The sequence below is a fragment of the Mammaliicoccus sp. F-M27 genome (assembly GCF_022387115.1).
Lineage (GTDB): Bacteria > Bacillota > Bacilli > Staphylococcales > Staphylococcaceae > Mammaliicoccus > Mammaliicoccus vitulinus.
In genome coordinates, this window is sequence record NZ_JAJNIE010000004.1 from 157,132 (window position 1) to 173,116 (window position 15,985).

General features: G+C 31.0%; 18 protein-coding genes. 3 read left to right on the forward strand and 15 right to left on the reverse strand.

The annotated features are described in order from the left end of the window. Positions 1–653: 653 nt before the first annotated feature. The 10 genes from LQ598_RS06450 to rpsN form a co-directional block, all read right to left on the reverse strand. Positions 654–2,057, reverse strand: coding sequence for an MFS transporter (locus tag LQ598_RS06450; RefSeq protein ID WP_016912228.1), 1,404 nt, complete (start codon positions 2,055–2,057; stop codon positions 654–656). Between the two features lie 204 nt (positions 2,058–2,261). Continuing rightward, the gene (locus LQ598_RS06455; protein WP_016912227.1) at positions 2,262–3,194 is read right to left on the reverse strand and encodes a nucleoside hydrolase; all 933 of its coding nucleotides are present in this window, start codon (positions 3,192–3,194) and stop codon (positions 2,262–2,264) included. A gap of 44 nt (positions 3,195–3,238) precedes the next feature. Next, positions 3,239–4,450 (reverse strand): DUF4352 domain-containing protein, encoded by a 1,212-nt coding sequence (locus tag LQ598_RS06460; protein WP_107559268.1) that lies wholly within the window; start codon positions 4,448–4,450, stop codon positions 3,239–3,241. 160 nt (positions 4,451–4,610) lie between these two features. Continuing rightward, positions 4,611–5,147, reverse strand: coding sequence for a hypothetical protein (locus LQ598_RS06465; protein ID WP_016912225.1), 537 nt, complete (start codon positions 5,145–5,147; stop codon positions 4,611–4,613). 157 nt (positions 5,148–5,304) lie between these two features. Beyond that, positions 5,305–6,003: an MBL fold metallo-hydrolase gene (locus LQ598_RS06470; protein WP_192978305.1), complete on the reverse strand. Its 699-nt coding sequence runs from the start codon at positions 6,001–6,003 to the stop codon at positions 5,305–5,307. 134 nt (positions 6,004–6,137) lie between these two features. Beyond that, positions 6,138–6,638, reverse strand: a complete 501-nt coding sequence (locus LQ598_RS06475; RefSeq protein ID WP_192978304.1) for a GNAT family N-acetyltransferase — start codon at positions 6,636–6,638, stop codon at positions 6,138–6,140. Between the two features lie 283 nt (positions 6,639–6,921). Then, entirely contained in the window at positions 6,922–7,428 is a 507-nt protein-coding gene (locus tag LQ598_RS06480) for a GNAT family N-acetyltransferase (protein WP_239745373.1), read from the reverse strand. Positions 7,429–7,520: 92 nt separating this feature from the next. Then, positions 7,521–7,691, reverse strand: a complete 171-nt coding sequence (locus tag LQ598_RS06485; protein ID WP_016912220.1) for a hypothetical protein — start codon at positions 7,689–7,691, stop codon at positions 7,521–7,523. A 110-nt stretch (positions 7,692–7,801) separates the two neighbouring features. Further along, the gene (locus LQ598_RS06490) at positions 7,802–8,995 is read right to left on the reverse strand and encodes a GTP-binding protein (RefSeq protein ID WP_192978299.1); all 1,194 of its coding nucleotides are present in this window, start codon (positions 8,993–8,995) and stop codon (positions 7,802–7,804) included. A gap of 45 nt (positions 8,996–9,040) precedes the next feature. Continuing rightward, a complete protein-coding gene (gene rpsN, locus LQ598_RS06495) occupies positions 9,041–9,310 on the reverse strand; it encodes a 30S ribosomal protein S14 (RefSeq protein ID WP_016912218.1) in 270 nt (89 codons plus the stop codon). 686 nt (positions 9,311–9,996) lie between these two features. Here rpsN and LQ598_RS06500 point away from each other — a divergent pair. Next, positions 9,997–10,890 (forward strand): CobW family GTP-binding protein, encoded by an 894-nt coding sequence (locus LQ598_RS06500; protein ID WP_107559564.1) that lies wholly within the window; start codon positions 9,997–9,999, stop codon positions 10,888–10,890. Between the two features lie 37 nt (positions 10,891–10,927). On the opposite strand, the gene LQ598_RS06505 is transcribed toward LQ598_RS06500, so the two are convergent. The 3 genes from LQ598_RS06505 to LQ598_RS06515 all read right to left on the reverse strand — a co-directional run bounded on the left by LQ598_RS06505 (position 10,928) and on the right by LQ598_RS06515 (position 12,685). Continuing rightward, on the reverse strand, positions 10,928–11,479 hold the full coding sequence (locus tag LQ598_RS06505; protein ID WP_107593081.1) for an NADH-quinone oxidoreductase subunit J: 552 nt from the start codon (positions 11,477–11,479) through the stop codon (positions 10,928–10,930). Between the two features lie 230 nt (positions 11,480–11,709). Next, positions 11,710–12,135: a pyridoxamine 5'-phosphate oxidase family protein gene (locus LQ598_RS06510; protein ID WP_239745374.1), complete on the reverse strand. Its 426-nt coding sequence runs from the start codon at positions 12,133–12,135 to the stop codon at positions 11,710–11,712. A 13-nt stretch (positions 12,136–12,148) separates the two neighbouring features. Then, complete coding sequence (locus LQ598_RS06515) at positions 12,149–12,685, reverse strand: GNAT family N-acetyltransferase (protein WP_169034579.1); 537 nt, start codon at positions 12,683–12,685, stop codon at positions 12,149–12,151. A 295-nt stretch (positions 12,686–12,980) separates the two neighbouring features. On the opposite strand from LQ598_RS06515, the gene LQ598_RS06520 reads away from it, so the two are divergent. After that, the gene (locus LQ598_RS06520) at positions 12,981–13,946 is read left to right on the forward strand and encodes an arsenic resistance protein (protein ID WP_107557294.1); all 966 of its coding nucleotides are present in this window, start codon (positions 12,981–12,983) and stop codon (positions 13,944–13,946) included. Positions 13,947–14,029: 83 nt separating this feature from the next. Then, a complete protein-coding gene (locus LQ598_RS06525) occupies positions 14,030–14,527 on the forward strand; it encodes a GNAT family N-acetyltransferase (protein ID WP_107537004.1) in 498 nt (165 codons plus the stop codon). Between the two features lie 46 nt (positions 14,528–14,573). On the opposite strand, the gene LQ598_RS06530 is transcribed toward LQ598_RS06525, so the two are convergent. Both LQ598_RS06530 and LQ598_RS06535 read right to left on the reverse strand, forming a co-directional pair. After that, a complete protein-coding gene (locus LQ598_RS06530) occupies positions 14,574–15,563 on the reverse strand; it encodes a LysM peptidoglycan-binding domain-containing protein (RefSeq protein WP_107557295.1) in 990 nt (329 codons plus the stop codon). A 148-nt stretch (positions 15,564–15,711) separates the two neighbouring features. Next, positions 15,712–15,972 carry a hypothetical protein gene (locus LQ598_RS06535; RefSeq protein ID WP_107557296.1) on the reverse strand — a complete coding sequence of 87 codons (261 nt, stop codon included), beginning with the start codon at positions 15,970–15,972 and terminating at the stop codon, positions 15,712–15,714. Between the last annotated feature and the right edge of the window lie 13 nt (positions 15,973–15,985).

Consider the following 15,985-nt stretch of genomic DNA (forward strand, 5'->3'; position numbering starts at 1 on the left):
TAAAGTTCTTTGTTCTTTTAAGTACATGCTATATGTTGCAAGACTTACCAAACAAGCAACATAGAAGGCCTGTATGTTGCAAGACTTATCAAACAAGCAACATAGAAAGCCTGTATGTTGCAAGACTCAACAAACAAGCAACATAGAAGACCTGTATGTTGCAAGACTCACCAAACAAGCAACATAGAAGACCTGTATATTGCAAGACTTACTAAACAAGCAACATAGAAAGCCTGTATGTTGCAAGAATCACTAAACAAGCAACATAGAAGCCCCGAATGTTGCAAGACTCACTAAACAAGCAACATTCAGACCCGCTCCCACTACCGGCTCGAACCCCATCCAATTATAAATAGAAGTTTGGACATAAAGCACCTCGATAATTTAGTTTTTGTCGTTATTAATTAAATTATACGAAAGTGCTTTATTTTTTTATAAAAATGGATATTTATAACGATTTTGTAAAGTGCTGACGCCCGGGGGAATAGTATGAGTGAGAGACTACAGGCTCGAACCATACCCCCAGGCAAGCATGCACTTTCAAAATCGTAAGATTTTATAAAAAATAACAACTCATTTCTAGCTGAATAAATCAGTGAAATGAGTTGTTATTGATTTTGAGAGTGGTTATTTATATCCCAATCTCTTTATTTTCATGATTTTTTTGTTCCTTCATCTTTATTCCACCATAATGCATCTTTTGGATTTTCATATACTTCTTGTAAGTCTTCTTTATTATCAACGTTAGGATATGATCCTTTTAATGATTTATTTGAAGTCGTTTTAAACATAAACAAGAATATGAGCAAGCCTACTACATTAATAAATGTTAAATAATATGATGGTGCAATTTTTTGACCGGTTGTTTCAACAAGAGTCGTCAAAATAAATGGTGTTAAACCACCAAATATTGCAGCACCAATATTATATACAAGTGATAATGTTCTAAGTCTTACTTTAGTATAGAATATACTTGGTAACACTGAAGGCATCACACCTTCAAATGTAGACATGAATAATGCAATTATGAATAATCCCATAATAATAACTGGAATTGATGGAATACTCATTAACCAGAAAGCTAAAACTGAGAATAAACTAAATCCTATAAGTCCAAATAAAATGGTGTTTTTATTACCCACTTTATCACTGTACCAACCAAAGAAGAATACTGCTGGTATCATGGCTGCCATGGTTAAAGTACTCAGTATACTACTCATCGTTCCACCTAAATCTATCGTACCATTCAAGAAGGACGGCATATATGACAGCACCATATAGTTCGCAACGTTCAAGAATGCTACACCTGTGAAGCAGACGATAATGTCTCTCCAATATTTTCTAAATATATCTTTATAAGAATACTCAAGCTCTTCTTGTTCTTCAAGTGAGGTTTCATATGCTGGACTCTCATCTAAATTATTTCTCAAATAAACACCTATAATTCCTAAAGGTGCTGCAATAATGAAAGGTATTCTCCATCCCCATGAAGCCATTTGTTCGTCACTAAGCACTGCATACATGATACCAACAAGCGCTGCAGCTAATATACTTCCTGACAAAGTACCTATTTCAAGTCCGCTTCCTAATTTACCTCTCGCCTTGTCTGGTGAAATTTCAGCTATGTATGTCATAGCACCTGCATATTCACCGCCTGTTGAGAATGACTGTACCATTCTAACAATCAATAACAGAATAGGTGCCCAAATTCCTATTTGATGTTGCGTAGGTAAAAGACCTAAAGCTAACGTAGATAATGCCATCATAATAATCGTTGTTGATAGCACGACTTTACGCCCATGTTTATCTCCAAGATGGCTAAAGAATATACCACCTATTGGTCTAACTATAAAAGCAAAAGCAAATACGGCAAATGTTGATGCCAGTTGAATTTCTTTTGGCATGTTACCAAAGAAGTTCATACTGATAATTACTGCCAATTGAGCATAAAGTCCAAAGTCAAACCACTCAATCGCATTACCGATCCCTGTTGCGACAACCGTTTTTTTAGTTTTACTAGCGTCTACAACGTTGACGTTCTTTCTCTTGAATTTCATAATAATAAACACTCCCCATTTTGTCTATATATTCATATAACCTATTAAAATGTTTTTAATCAGAATATTTTAAATTCATTAGCTTAAATACTGCACAACCTTATACATATCAATTGTTAATATGCATAACTTAAAATTCAAAGAAAAACGCCATTCAATAGATTCACGTTAAAGTGATCTATTAAATGGCGTTTAAACATTACTTTATATTTTTTTAGCTAAATCCGTCATAAAATCAAAGAATCCATCTCTATCAACATCATTGATAATATTGACCGTTCTGCCTTCTTCACTTTTAAAAGTTCTACCTTGGCTAGGACCATCTGTTATTACCGAAATTTTTTGTTTTTCTTTTTTTACAAGTTCTGGCTTGCCAACATATGCTGTTGTTAATACATCCCATAAGAAATAAGTAGAATTGGTAACAAAGTGTGTTAACGGTGGAACAAGTGCATAACAAATTCCCATAAAATCAACACCTTCATATCGTCTTTCGTTAGCCCAACGTTTACGAATGTCTGGCGTTAATGGCACTTGGTTTGTACTTTCTAGCGCAACCATATCAATTGTTATATTCGTATCAAATACTGTTTGAACAGCTTCTGGATCCCAATAAGCATTCCACTCTGCTGTACCATCATGTTCAGGTTCTTCAACATTACCTTTATCCAACAATGTTCCACCCATCCATACGACTCTTTCGATACGATCTTCTATTCTAGGTTCAACTTTTAAACTTTTAGCTAAATCCGTTAAAGGTCCCGTCAATAACATGATGACCTTTTCAGAACTAGCCATTACCTTTTCAATCATATCTTCATAAGCTTCTTTATTAGAAATAGTAGATTGCTTATCCATTTCTTCATTTAAAATCGGCATTGCATCTACTAAAAATGCATGCATTCTCCAATCTTTAGGAAAAGGATTTTTCCCTCTTTCTTTAGATGGGGCAACATCTAATTGTTGAGACGAAAAGCGATTAATGATTTTACATGAAGCATTTGTTGCAGGTTCAACGTAACTATCTGCACCAATTGCACTTACACCAATCAAATTCACATCATCCATTTGCAATAATAAAAACAAAGAAATTAAATCATCTACGCCACCATCATGGTTAAAATAAACTGTCTGCATCAATATACCTCTTCCTACTACTTCTAATATTTTTTTTATTTCAACTAACGTTCTTCAGATGAGTTTGAGTCGCGTTGAGATTGTTTCGGTTCAGCTGCTCTGTCTCTCTCTTTTTGGGCTGCTTGTTGCGCTGCACGTTCTTTTTCTCTTTGGGCTGCTTGTTCTTGTTGTTGCTGTTGTTGCTTTTCACGTTCAGCAGCTGCTTGTTCTTCACGTCGGTTCTGTTCAGCTTCTTGCTCTTGTTTAGCTTTTTGTTGCTCAGCTGCTTTGTCTTTGGCAGCTTGTTCTTCAGCTGCTTTATCTTCAGCTGCTTGTTGCTTTTCGTCTTCAGCTGCTTTGTCTTTCGCTGCTTGTTCGTCTTCAGCTTTTTTATCGGCTTCTTCTTGGCGTGCTTTCTCATCTTCGGCTGATTTTTTATCTGCCTCTTCTTTAGCCGCTTTATCTTTAGCGTCTTGTTGACGTTTTTTCTCTGCTTCGTCTAATTTTCTCTGTTCTTCAGCAGAATTATTAGGCTGTTGAACTGTATTTTGTTCATAAGTTTGTGGCTCTTGTGGTGGAGCTTCTTCGCTCGTTCTTCCACTGTTCAAGTCTTCTTTAATATCTTTTTTTGCGATATTCCAGTTTGCTTTATATGTTTTCTTAGATGGTTTAATGTCCATTTCCACTTGATATTTATCCGTATCCACTACATCATAATATAAATAACTAGAACCAGATTTCCCTTTATCTAGTTGATGTTGGAAACCGCCTTTATTATCTTTCATACCATTAAATTGCGGTTGTACTTCACCATCAATTGTTAATTTAAAATTAGAATTATCAATAAACTTTTTATCTTTTTCTAAATTTTTGAATTTATAATTGATTTTTAATATTTTGCCATTTTGTGAATATGAATAGCCGTCATCAGGAAGTACAAACTCGGCTTTAGTAACTGTCACTTCTAAACCGTCTACGCTAATTTTGTCACCAATCTTTAAATCTTTTAAGTCTTTTTTAGGTGTATCAGATATATGTTTCACTTGCTTTGGCTTGTCTTCTTTAAATAATTGATCATATGAATACTCTTTATCAAAAGATAAACTTACAAAAATAAAAACAAAACTAATAACACCAATTACGAATAGTAAAATTGTACTTACTAAATAGCTACTATACTGTTTTTCTTTGGCATATTTTACTACTGTGATAACCAAAGTAGTAATAAAGGCGATGGATATAATAACCCATAATAACGCAAAAAGTATACTACTCATCTTTTCTCTCCTTTTTCGATTGATTAGTCATTTTATCATAGCATGAATTATTCAAAATAATAGTGTAAAACTAAATTATCACTAACTATTATTGACCATTTAAAACATCCATTAAAAAAACAGGTAGAAAAATTGTTTCTAACCTGTTTCATCAATTTAATTATTCTTCTAGTCTTTCAAAAGTTAATTCATATAAATCTTTATCATCTAAATTTACAAAATTATCGATAGAGATTCTATATTCATTAGATGAACGCTTTTTAGAAACTTGACCACTATATTTTAATTCAATCGTCATATTTGTCTCATAAACATTATTTTCAATCGTATCACTAAATTCAGTGAACACTTTTTGATTAATAGGAATCAAATAAAACTGATTGTTAGGTAAAATATTAACCATCTTTCTTTGAAGAACTTCATCACCATTTAATTTTAGAACCACTTCAATATCCTTTGCAGATCCTCCACCTAAATTCAATAATTTTAATGCAGTGTTTACATACTCATGGTCTGAGGCAGTTAAATTCATCACCTTAATACCATTTTTCTTCTTTTCCAAAATAATTTGGTCAAAAGATAAATAAGGGATAAAAGATATTTTAATCTGACGAATTTGTATCATAACAGAAATGAAATATAAAATGGCCATAATAAATGTACCTATTGAACCAACAGCTTGAATAACATTAATCATACTTTCACCTCTCAATAAAACCTTGTTATACCCTATACCCATTTGAAGGCTCGTAAATCATATAAATTATAATTTATAACGATAGTAGTGAATCATACATAAAGTTAAAATACCGTCTTAAGAAATGCGTATGTTTTAAGACGGTTATGCTTTACGTTTATTTATTTGAGTTATTCTCTAACAAACCGCCATGGAAACAATAATATTTATCAGCATTTAAGTCTTTTATTTTCTTCAAAGAGTGCTCCGCTTCTTCAAGATTCATACTATATTTAGGATTAGCAACAACTAATTCTTCTCCTTCTTTAACAGCAGCATCGCCAGTAATGGCACTATTAATAGACTGAATATATAATGAAATATGGCCAGCTGTATGACCAGGTGTTTGTACAACTTCTACCTCATTATTCAATATCATTGCACCATCCGTTACTTTTATATCAACATCGACATGTTCCAAAGCTTCTAATGTTTGTACAAATGCTTCACCAAATGGTTTATCTTTTTCAGACATGTCCTTTAATAAACCCTCAGCTTGAATCAACCTTTCAGATTTTTCCATACCACTTATATATTTAGATTCTAAAAAACTACTTATAATTTGGACGTGAGGATATTTATCTTTAAAAGCTTTTAAAGCACCAATATGATCATCATCGTAGTGCGTAATAATGATGTTCTGTAGATTGTTTATATCGTAGCCTAAACCATTAATTTCCTGCTCGATTTTAGACATAAAGCCAGGATATCCCGTATCAACAAGCGTGAGTTCTTCGTCTAAAATAATAAGAGAAGGATGTATTTCATACTCAGCACATTCATACTCAAACTGTATATTTAATTGTTCTATTTTAATAGGCATGCATAACCCTCCTGATTGCATCTGTCTTTAACTTTATTTTAAGTTAATTATGTAAGTTTATAAAGGAATATGACAAGACAAAAAAGGTTCGAGTACTGTTTAACGAGTACCGAACCTTGTTACCATGTTTAATATTCTTCTTTTAAAATGCTATAAATTAACGAATCTCTATAACCATCTTTTAATTTAGTGTCTTGTCTTAAGATGCCTTCGTGTTTCATACCTAGTTTCTGTAAGACGATTTCTGAGGCTGTGTTGCGTATATCTGTTGATGCCCATATTCTGTTCAGTTTAAGTACTTTAAATCCATACTTAATAATTGTTCGTCCAATGTCTGTCGCTATACCGTTACCCCAATATTCTGGATGTACGATATAACCAATTTCTCCGCTTTGATTTTTTATATCGCTAATCAATTGTACAGCTCCGATAACTTTATCTGTATCTGCATCGACAATAACATTGTACATCCAATTTTCATCTCGGTTTAATAACATTTCTACAAATGCTTCAGTTTCTTCATATGTTTGTGGTTCCCATGACTGATATTGACTTACTTCAGGTAAGGCAGTATATGCATGAATATCTTCTATATCTGAACGTTTCAAATCTCTTAAATAATAATCCATTATATATCCTCCAATTGGTTTACGTAATTCCATGATTGGGATTATCTTATCATAATTTCCATTTATACAAAACTATTCTTATAAGTTTACTCAACTATTGGTATTAAAAAGCATGAAGTCATATAACCTCATGCTTTTTCTTATATTATGTAGCTTGATTGAAAGTATTTATATAGAAATTTTGCGTTTTCAAATCATTATAACAACCATCTTTTTTCTATATTAATTTGTTGTGATTTCAAATCGCATCATATCTTCATCGTACTTCCATTCCATCACTCCATTATTCACTAAAATAATATACGTTACCTTCTCCGTCGTAATCGTCAAATTCCGGTTGATATTTAAGCCCTAATGCTTCTGCTATTTTGATTGATGGTATATTTTCTCTTTTAGTTAAAGCGACTATTTTATATTGATTTTCGGTAATTTCTTTAACATGTTCTATTACTGTTCGACTTGCTTCTGCTACGAGTCCTTGTCTTGTTTGAGCCGCTTCTATTCTATAATAAATATTCAAATAGGTTTGCCCTTTTATATTTTTATATTGTAATCCGCATATACCAAATGGTTGGTAGTAATCTTTTTTGATTAACACGTAATAACCAAACCCGTGGTCTTGATAATGTTTAATCCATCCTGATAATGTTTTTTTCAATTCTTCAACAGTTTCTACAGGTCCAGCTGGATTATACTTTTGATTTAATGGATCATGATGGACTTCAAATAGTTTATCTAAGTATGTATAAGCTGGTGGTATGAGTTTAATTCTTTCCGTTTCTAAAATCATCTAACAACCTCCTTAACACAATTTTATTTATTTTATATCATATCACTAAGTATAAAAAATACCCACCGATTTTGGTGGATATTCCTCAAAAATTATTTGTTTATGGTTTTCTTTTTATCTATTTTATTCATTGCCATGTTTATATATTTAGAATAGTCTTTTCCACTTTTTGCTCTATATTTATCATTTACTTTGTGTAAAGTTTTTTCTAATTTACCGCTTTTAACTAAGTAATTCAAACCTTTTTCAAGATTTTTGTTCATCAAATCTCCTCCTTTCGATAGCTTTAAACTTATCACATAATGACTTTCAAACCTAAAGAAAGCACCCTTTATACAAAAGGATGCTTTCTTTAACTTCCATTATTGCTTATTTATGATAACTGCCATTCATATGGGTCATGCAACTGAGACCAATCTGCATCTATTTCTTGTGAATCAACTAAACATTTATCTAGTGATTTCGTTATTTCATCTACGTTTAAATCACTGCCAATAATAACAAATTGTGTCTCTCTATCACCATATTCAGGATCCCAATTTGCTTTTACTTCTGGTCTAGAATCTAGTATTTCTCTTTTTTGTTCTTCTTTCATTGCATCTACCCAATATGTAATGGGGTGTATGTTTACGAAGGATCCTGCTTGTGAAAATAAACATGCTACATGATTGTACTGTGCTAACCAAACAATACCTTTTGCTCTAATAATATTGCTCTGCATATTTTCCATCCATTGATTAAATCTTTCTGCATGAAACGGTAACCTTCTTTTATAAACAAAAGATGAAATACCATATTCTTCAGTTTCTGGAGTATGATTGGCATGACCACCTTCAGTCAATTCCTTGATCCATCCAGCAGATTGACTCGCTTTTTCATAATCAAATGAACCAGTATTCACGACTTCATTTATTGCTACATCTGCAAATCTTGTTTTAATGAATTTAGCAGCTGGCTGCAACTTTCTCAAAATAATTTCTAGTTGCGCTAAGTCTTTTTCTTCTACTAAATCTACTTTATTCAAAATTAAAACGTCACAAAATTCTATTTGATCAATTAATAAGTCAGAAATAGAACGTTCATCTTCTTCACTGACACCTTGATCTCTATCTTTCAACAAGTCTTCTGAATACATATCATTAACAAATCTATGAGCATCAACAACTGTTACCATTGTATCTAAACGACATATGTTCGTTAAATCAATACCTGATTCATCATCTATATATGAGAACGTTTGAGCGACAGGTACAGGTTCTGAGATACCTGTTGACTCTATAACGATTTGATCTACATCTCCACGTTTGACGATTTTTTCAACTTCTATAAGCAAGTCTTCTCTTAAAGTACAACAAATACAACCATTGGATAACTCGACTAGCTTCTCATCTGTTCGAGAAATACCGCCACCTTCAATTACTAAATCTTTATCTATATTAATTTCACTCATATCATTAACGATTACAGCGATTTTTAAACCTTCTCGATTTTTCAAAATATTATTCAACAGCGTTGTTTTACCAGAACCTAAATAACCACTCAACACTGTTACAGGTACTTTGTTCAAAGTGCTTCCCCCTATTTTATATATTTATCCCATAAAACTTAAACTTTACCAACTCGATTTTTTCAAGCCCGGTATTTGACCTTTATGTGCATAGTCTCTTAAAGCAATTCTAGACATACCAAACTTTCTATAAACACCTCTTGGTCTTCCAGTAACTTGGCATCTGCGTGTTATACGTGTAGGAGAAGCATCTCTAGGAAGTTTCTTCAAACCTTCATAATCTTTGTTTGCCTTTAACGCTTCACGTTGTTCTCGATACTTCTCTACCATTTGGATACGTTTTTGTTCTTTTGCAATTTTTGATTTTTTTGCCATTTTTAATGCTCCTTTTTTATTTATTCATGAATAAGTTGAAATAAATTAAGCCAACAAAGTTAAGTTGGCTTGGAATCGTCTATTAAAGTAAGTAAAGTAGTCTCTACATCTCTTGGAGGTAAATCGTAATGACTACGGTTTAACTATAATACATGAATTTATATTTGGCAAGTAAAATTTTTTCATTGTATTTCAGTTTGCTTAATCCTTTTAAAGATGTTACTTTTACAATATACAAAACGTAATAATTACGTTTTGTATATTAAGGAGTGTTCCCGATGATATTGTCTGATACCGATATTCACAACTATATTGATAAATACATATTAAATATTAAACCTTTAAATAAAATTTTATAGAACTAGCTTCAATTGATTTAACTTTAGACAACAATTTTTTATTACCTTTACCTCCTAAAAATTATATTCAACTTTAACAGGATTTATAGAAGGCAGAAGTTCTATCGGAAGAGCTGGATTATTTATACAAAATTCTAGATGAGTAGATCCCGGTTTCTCTGGTCAAATAACTTTAGAAATTAATGAACATCAACGAATATGTCAATTAGTTCTAGCAAAAACGCTCACACCATCAACATTTCCTTATAATGGCAATTACCAAGACCCAAAAAATACTGTTGGAAGTAGAGCTTATCTAGATTGAAAATTACTAAAGGTGGTAATTAAATGGAAATTATGATTATAACTGGATTCTTAGGAACTGGAAAGACAACTTTAATGAATCATTTAATAAAAGACATACGATTGCAACATAAGAAAGTGGCCATTATTATAAATGAATTTGGACAACGAGATATAGATGCTTCATTAATTCAATCTGATAATCTACCAATAAACAAAATGACCAATGGTTGTATTTGCTGTTCATTAAAGGAAGATGTAACAAAACAATTACACCAAATTTATCTAACCTATCAACCGGATATTGTTTTAATCGAATGTAGTGGTGTTTCCCACCCACTTGAAGTATTAGATGCATGTTTGAATCCAGTACTGTCACCATTCATAACTATTAAATCTCTGATTGGTATCATTGATTTATCTCAGTTTTATAACATAAAATCCTATTCAATAGATACACAGAAACTTTTACAAGTTCAACTTAAATATTGTTCTCACATAATAGTAAATAAAATTGATTTACTCGAAATAAATCAATCTTTACAAACCATTCAAACTATTAAAGATGAATATAATAAAGCGAATATTTTTTGTACTACATATGGCAAAATCAATTATAATGATTTAGCTAAAACAAAACAGGTGTTTTCAGAAGCAGGACATGATTCAATTAAGCATCGACATATATTTCATCAATACTATTCAATAACTTATCCATTAGATATCAAATCATTTAAGTATTGGATTAAACATTTACCCCCCAATATATATCGTGTTAAAGGCTTTATAACTTTCGAAAATAATGCTCAAAAATATCTAATCCAATACACGAACGGTAATCTGAAAGTCGAGCCATTTAATTTAAATATTGATAATTATTTGGTTTTGATTGGTGATAATATCGATCAAGAAAAAGTCCAATCCCCTCATAAAATATAAAAAAAGAAGCGGCAATTAATTGTCGCTTCTTTTTTATCTATTCAACTTTCCATACATTTAAACCATGTAATTGGATATTGGCATCATATTTCAAATCTTCTTTACCATAAAAATTATAAGTTTGACCTTCTTTTAAATTTTTATGGTCATAATCTATAATAAAATAAGAAGCTTTGTCTTTACCGTTACCTTTTGTAACTTCAACAACCTTGTTTCCAACTTCACTATTACTTATTTTATTAACCTTAGCATTCGTTATTTTTAATAATTGATTATGATCATACGTTTCATGATTGAATTTATCATAATCGATTTCTTTAGAATGATTCATTTTGTTTTGCTCATATTCGTTCACTTGAGCCTCAGCAACATGACCATTAAATTTTAGTTTCGAATTACTATCTTGTACTGGCTCAGTTGAAACCACTGCCACAGCACAACCTAAAAGTAAAAAGAATAATACAATGGTACTTAGCAATGGAACCCTGAACCTAGTATTTCTAATCGCTTTAACTACAGTCGTGCCTAACATCACACTAAAAGCTATTAATACTAAAATTCCTAAGACGCTAAATATAAAACTTCCCATTTTCATTACTCCCTTGATTTATTATCTATCGTATTGGTACATAATAGAACACCTTTACTAATATTTCATCTATTTTGTTTCACTATTCGAAATAAATTAAAGAGTATTGTGCTTTTTCTACATATTTCAATACAATTTCAACCATCTTATAGACACTCACATCTTCATTTATAATTCTCTCATTTTCCAATCTTAAATAATCATGCACAATAACCCAATCGATTGATTATTTAGTATGATTGATCTCTTACTACTATCGTATTATATTCAAATTTTATTAACACATAATCTTTATTATCAAGCACACTTTGAAACCTTGGATGCCATTTCTTATATTCTCCTAAATATTTAAAAAATAATCTTTCAATAATTTTATGATTAGCTTTTTCTAAATAAGCATTACCTCTAAAACCTACATGTCTAACAATTCCTTCTGACACATCAAAATCTACAATACCTATAGCACACTTTGAATTTCTTTCTATTCTTTTAGGAAAGGAATCAGTTTTATAATTTCCTATAATCCATAATTGATTCTCTTCCCACAAATACCATACTGGTGATTCTCTAGGCTCGTCATTATGTATAGTAGAAATATGAGCAAATAAGGGCTTAGCCAGAATACTCTCACGTAGTTTTATTTGTTCTTCTGTCAATCCATTTATATAGTCACTTCCTATTAAAGTATTCTTCTTTCAATATCCCCATGTGTATATCATTATAGTAGCGACCCTTTATAAAAGCACTATCCCGTTCTTCACCCTCTATAACAAATCCTGCTTTTTCATATGATTTGATTGCACGCTTATTATATTTTAGTACTCTTAAATAAATTTTATGTAACTTCAATTTTGTAAAACCATAATTTAGTACAGCATTGGTAACTTTAGTCCCTATTCCTATAGACCAGTATTTAGGGTTAAAAATACCTATTGCAAATTTAGATTTATTATTAGCTTCATCAATAACTAATCTTACTTGTCCTATAAAGATATTGTTATAAACTATTGCCCATTCATATGGCTCGTTTTGAATTTCTTCAATTAATAAAATTGATTTTTCTCTCGATTTTGGAGTTTTATAATTCATACTAGAACCGTACATTTTCAATAACTCTTTATCGAAAGGTATAAAAATATAATCCTCTATGTCTTTTACTTCTGCATCTCTTAATAATAAATGTTCATCTATATAAATTTCCTCCATAGAACGCTCCTTATTTTCTAAATAAATATTTACTTAATTTCATTGTTCTAATTTTTTCATTCTAGTCTCTATAATTATCTATCATATATAATGATTTCACGATATGTCCTTTAATCTATATTATTGTAATATATAATATTATTATACATAATATCATATATTGCACTTTTGTGATTACCTCCTTTTTTTCCACATATTCTTGCTTTCTAAGCTAAACTATTCTCCATCTCTATTTGAATTAATTAGTACAACATATTATGATTTATAGGAATACAGGTATCTACAGGAGGTTTTTATGTCCCGTTTAAAATTATGTTTAGAGGATCATCAAATTTATATTTATATCGTTTTTATATTCATCGGTATTTTTTGTGGTCTCTTTTTTGAACATACTCAGCAAATTTTCGAGCCTTCGATTTCAGTTCTCATCGCTATTTTAATGTTTGGGATGTTTGCTCAAGTACCATTTTTATCTTTACGAAATAAATTATTGAATTTTAGATATATTTTCGCACTTGTTTTATCAAACTTTTTATTAATTCCTGTTCTCGTTTTTTTACTGGTTACAGTTTTTAATATTACTTCTACACCGCTTCTTATTGGTATTTACTTAGTCTTGCTGACGCCATGTATTGACTATGTCATTGTATTTACGAAGTTAGGGCATGGTAATGCGGAATACATGTTGATTTCTACACCGATATTATTTGTTTTACAAGTTATTTTGCTACCTATTTATTTTTTTATATTTTTAAATCAAGATTTCTCACAATATATTGATATTAAGCCTTTCTTGGAAACCTTTATATTATTGATTGTTTCACCTTTGTTAATCGCTATTATATTGCAATATTTAAGTAGAAAATCTAATAAAATGATGAAGGTCTTAACTTTATCAGAATGGATCCCTGTACCGTTTATGGCGTTCGTATTAATGTCGGTTATAGGCTCACAAATCACAAAAATTCTTTCTGATTTACATGTCGTATCGTCAGTTGCACCCATCTACATATGCTTTATGATTTTAGCGCCTTTTATAGGTAACTTTTCAGGAAAGATGTTCAATTTACCAGTAGATTTAAAGCGGACATTGGCTTTTAGCTCAAGCACGCGAAATGCATTAGTCGTCTTACCGTTAGCTTTATCTTTACCTAGCCAGTGGTCAACGATTGTAACTACAGTTATCGTGACGCAAACGCTTGTCGAACTTATGAGTGAACTCGTTTATATTAAGCTGATTCCTAAATTTATCATTAGCTAACATTTAATAGCTGTGGTATTTCTTGGTTATTCACTTAAATAATGTAATACTATGGTTAATTAGAATTTTATAGGAGTGGAACTTTGAAACTAAGAGCATTAGAAATTACTGATTTACCGTTTGTTCATGAATTAAATAATGAATATTCAATTATGTCATATTGGTTTGAAGAACCTTATGAATCTTTAACTGAACTTCAATATTTATTTGATAAACATCTGTTGGATGAGTCTGAAAGAAGATTTATTGTGGAAGACGAAGATTTCATTGTAGGTATTGTGGAATTAGTGGAGATCAATTATATTCATCGTAATTGTGAAATTCAAATCATTATTAAACCCGAGTTTAGTAGCAAGGGATATGCTAAATTCGCCTTTGAAAAAGCAACGAGTTATGCTTTTGACATTTTAAACATGCATAAGCTTTATTTATATGTTGATACTGATAATGAAAAGGCTATTCACATATATAAATCACAAGGTTTTAAAATCGAAGGTTTATTAATAGAACAATTCTATACTAATGGAAAATATAAAGATGCATATATTATGGCATTGCTGAAGTCTGAATATATTTTATAATAAAAGAAGCTGGAACAAATTATCAATTGTTCCAGCTTTTTTCACTTTATTTCAATTTTAAAACTTGTCCTACTGTTAAATCATTTGAACTTAAGTCATTGAGTTCTTTAATGTTATCTACACTTACACCGCTTCTTTGAGAAATATTGTATAATGTATCGCCTGAAGCGACTGTATGTGTATCGCCAGTAACGGTATCACTTGCTTCGTTTAGCTGATTATAATGTTTTTGTACGAGACTATAAAATTGATCCATATCATAACCCCATTGACTAAAGTAATTAATCGGGTCAGTATGATCAGTTCCTCCATAATATTGACTAATAACATTATGGCTAATAACTGTACCTGTTCCTTCGTTATGATCTGCTAATGATGGTTTAAGTCCATTTTGGTCTAACATTTTAGCTGTTAAGTACGCTTGATTGTTTACAGACTTCGCAAATTGGTCGAAAGTACTAGATTGTGCCAACTCTATTTGATAGAAATAAGGATTAGCCTTTGCACCAGCACCCCATGCTAAATAATCACTTGATGCTGTTTGAACAATTTTACTGCTACCTGCATAAGCATGAACAAAAGCACTTTCATAATTATTATACATATAATTAATTTCTTCATCGATGGTACTATTTGGATTCGCCGTCTCATGAATCACCACACCGATAAATTTATCTGACTTATAATCATATTTCGGTAAACTGTTCATTCTTGTATCTTGTGTAATTGCTGAAGGCTTAATATTATTTTGATCAATATAGCCATTTACATTTTGATAAGCTTCGTTCGTATTCCTATTTGTTTCTAGCTCAGTTGATTGATGTTCTGCAACTTTGTTATGTAATTTTAAATCTTCATCCGTTAATAAATTTGTAAGTTCTTTTGGGTTCATCTTTTGTGCTTGTTCAAAACTAATTGATTTGCTTGTGTTCTCAGTCTGTTCATTACTTTTCTCTTCAGCATTAACATAGAAACTAGATTGAGAAAGTAATAAGCTCGATGACAATATTAAAGCTGTTCCAAACTTATACTTCATCATTATCCCCCTTTAAATTTTATTGTTACATTGTATTACAAAATATAATTAATTCATACAGTTGAAGAATATTCCGGCATATTAAATATTGATTACAAACAATTAAGGCAGTACATCCTTTAATAAGAATGCACTGCCTTATTTTATTTTAAAACACACCAAATATATTTCCTATTAACCCCGCAAACGCTATTAATATACCCATGCCAGATAAGACCGAAGTAATAACCATCTTGCTATTTTTCTTATTCGTTTCATTTATGCCCTTTTCAAGATTGTTCATTGAGCTGGTAATCTTATCTTTTATAATATCCGGCAATCGATCTATCTTACCATTCAAAGTATCAAAGCGCTCATCAACCCGCTTCTCAAACTGTTCAAATTCATTTCTAGTTATAAATTCTGACATCAATGTCACCTCC

Bases quoted from the DNA above. Each gene is read 5' to 3' on its own strand.
- LQ598_RS06450 (WP_016912228.1), bottom strand. From the start codon at position 2,057: ATGAAATTCAAGAGAAAGAACGTCAACGTTGTAGACGCTAGTAAAACT.
- LQ598_RS06455 (WP_016912227.1), bottom strand. From the start codon at position 3,194: ATGCAGACAGTTTATTTTAACCATGATGGTGGCGTAGATGATTTAATT.
- LQ598_RS06460 (WP_107559268.1), bottom strand. From the start codon at position 4,450: ATGAGTAGTATACTTTTTGCGTTATTATGGGTTATTATATCCATCGCC.
- LQ598_RS06465 (WP_016912225.1), bottom strand. From the start codon at position 5,147: ATGATTAATGTTATTCAAGCTGTTGGTTCAATAGGTACATTTATTATG.
- LQ598_RS06475 (WP_192978304.1), bottom strand. From the start codon at position 6,638: ATGGATTATTATTTAAGAGATTTGAAACGTTCAGATATAGAAGATATT.
- LQ598_RS06480 (WP_239745373.1), bottom strand. From the start codon at position 7,428: ATGATTTTAGAAACGGAAAGAATTAAACTCATACCACCAGCTTATACA.
- LQ598_RS06485 (WP_016912220.1), bottom strand. From the start codon at position 7,691: ATGAACAAAAATCTTGAAAAAGGTTTGAATTACTTAGTTAAAAGCGGT.
- rpsN (WP_016912218.1), bottom strand. From the start codon at position 9,310: ATGGCAAAAAAATCAAAAATTGCAAAAGAACAAAAACGTATCCAAATG.
- LQ598_RS06500 (WP_107559564.1), top strand. From the start codon at position 9,997: ATGGAAATTATGATTATAACTGGATTCTTAGGAACTGGAAAGACAACT.
- LQ598_RS06505 (WP_107593081.1), bottom strand. From the start codon at position 11,479: ATGGGAAGTTTTATATTTAGCGTCTTAGGAATTTTAGTATTAATAGCT.
- LQ598_RS06515 (WP_169034579.1), bottom strand. From the start codon at position 12,685: ATGGAGGAAATTTATATAGATGAACATTTATTATTAAGAGATGCAGAA.
- LQ598_RS06520 (WP_107557294.1), top strand. From the start codon at position 12,981: ATGTCCCGTTTAAAATTATGTTTAGAGGATCATCAAATTTATATTTAT.
- LQ598_RS06530 (WP_107557295.1), bottom strand. From the start codon at position 15,563: ATGAAGTATAAGTTTGGAACAGCTTTAATATTGTCATCGAGCTTATTA.
- LQ598_RS06535 (WP_107557296.1), bottom strand. From the start codon at position 15,972: ATGTCAGAATTTATAACTAGAAATGAATTTGAACAGTTTGAGAAGCGG.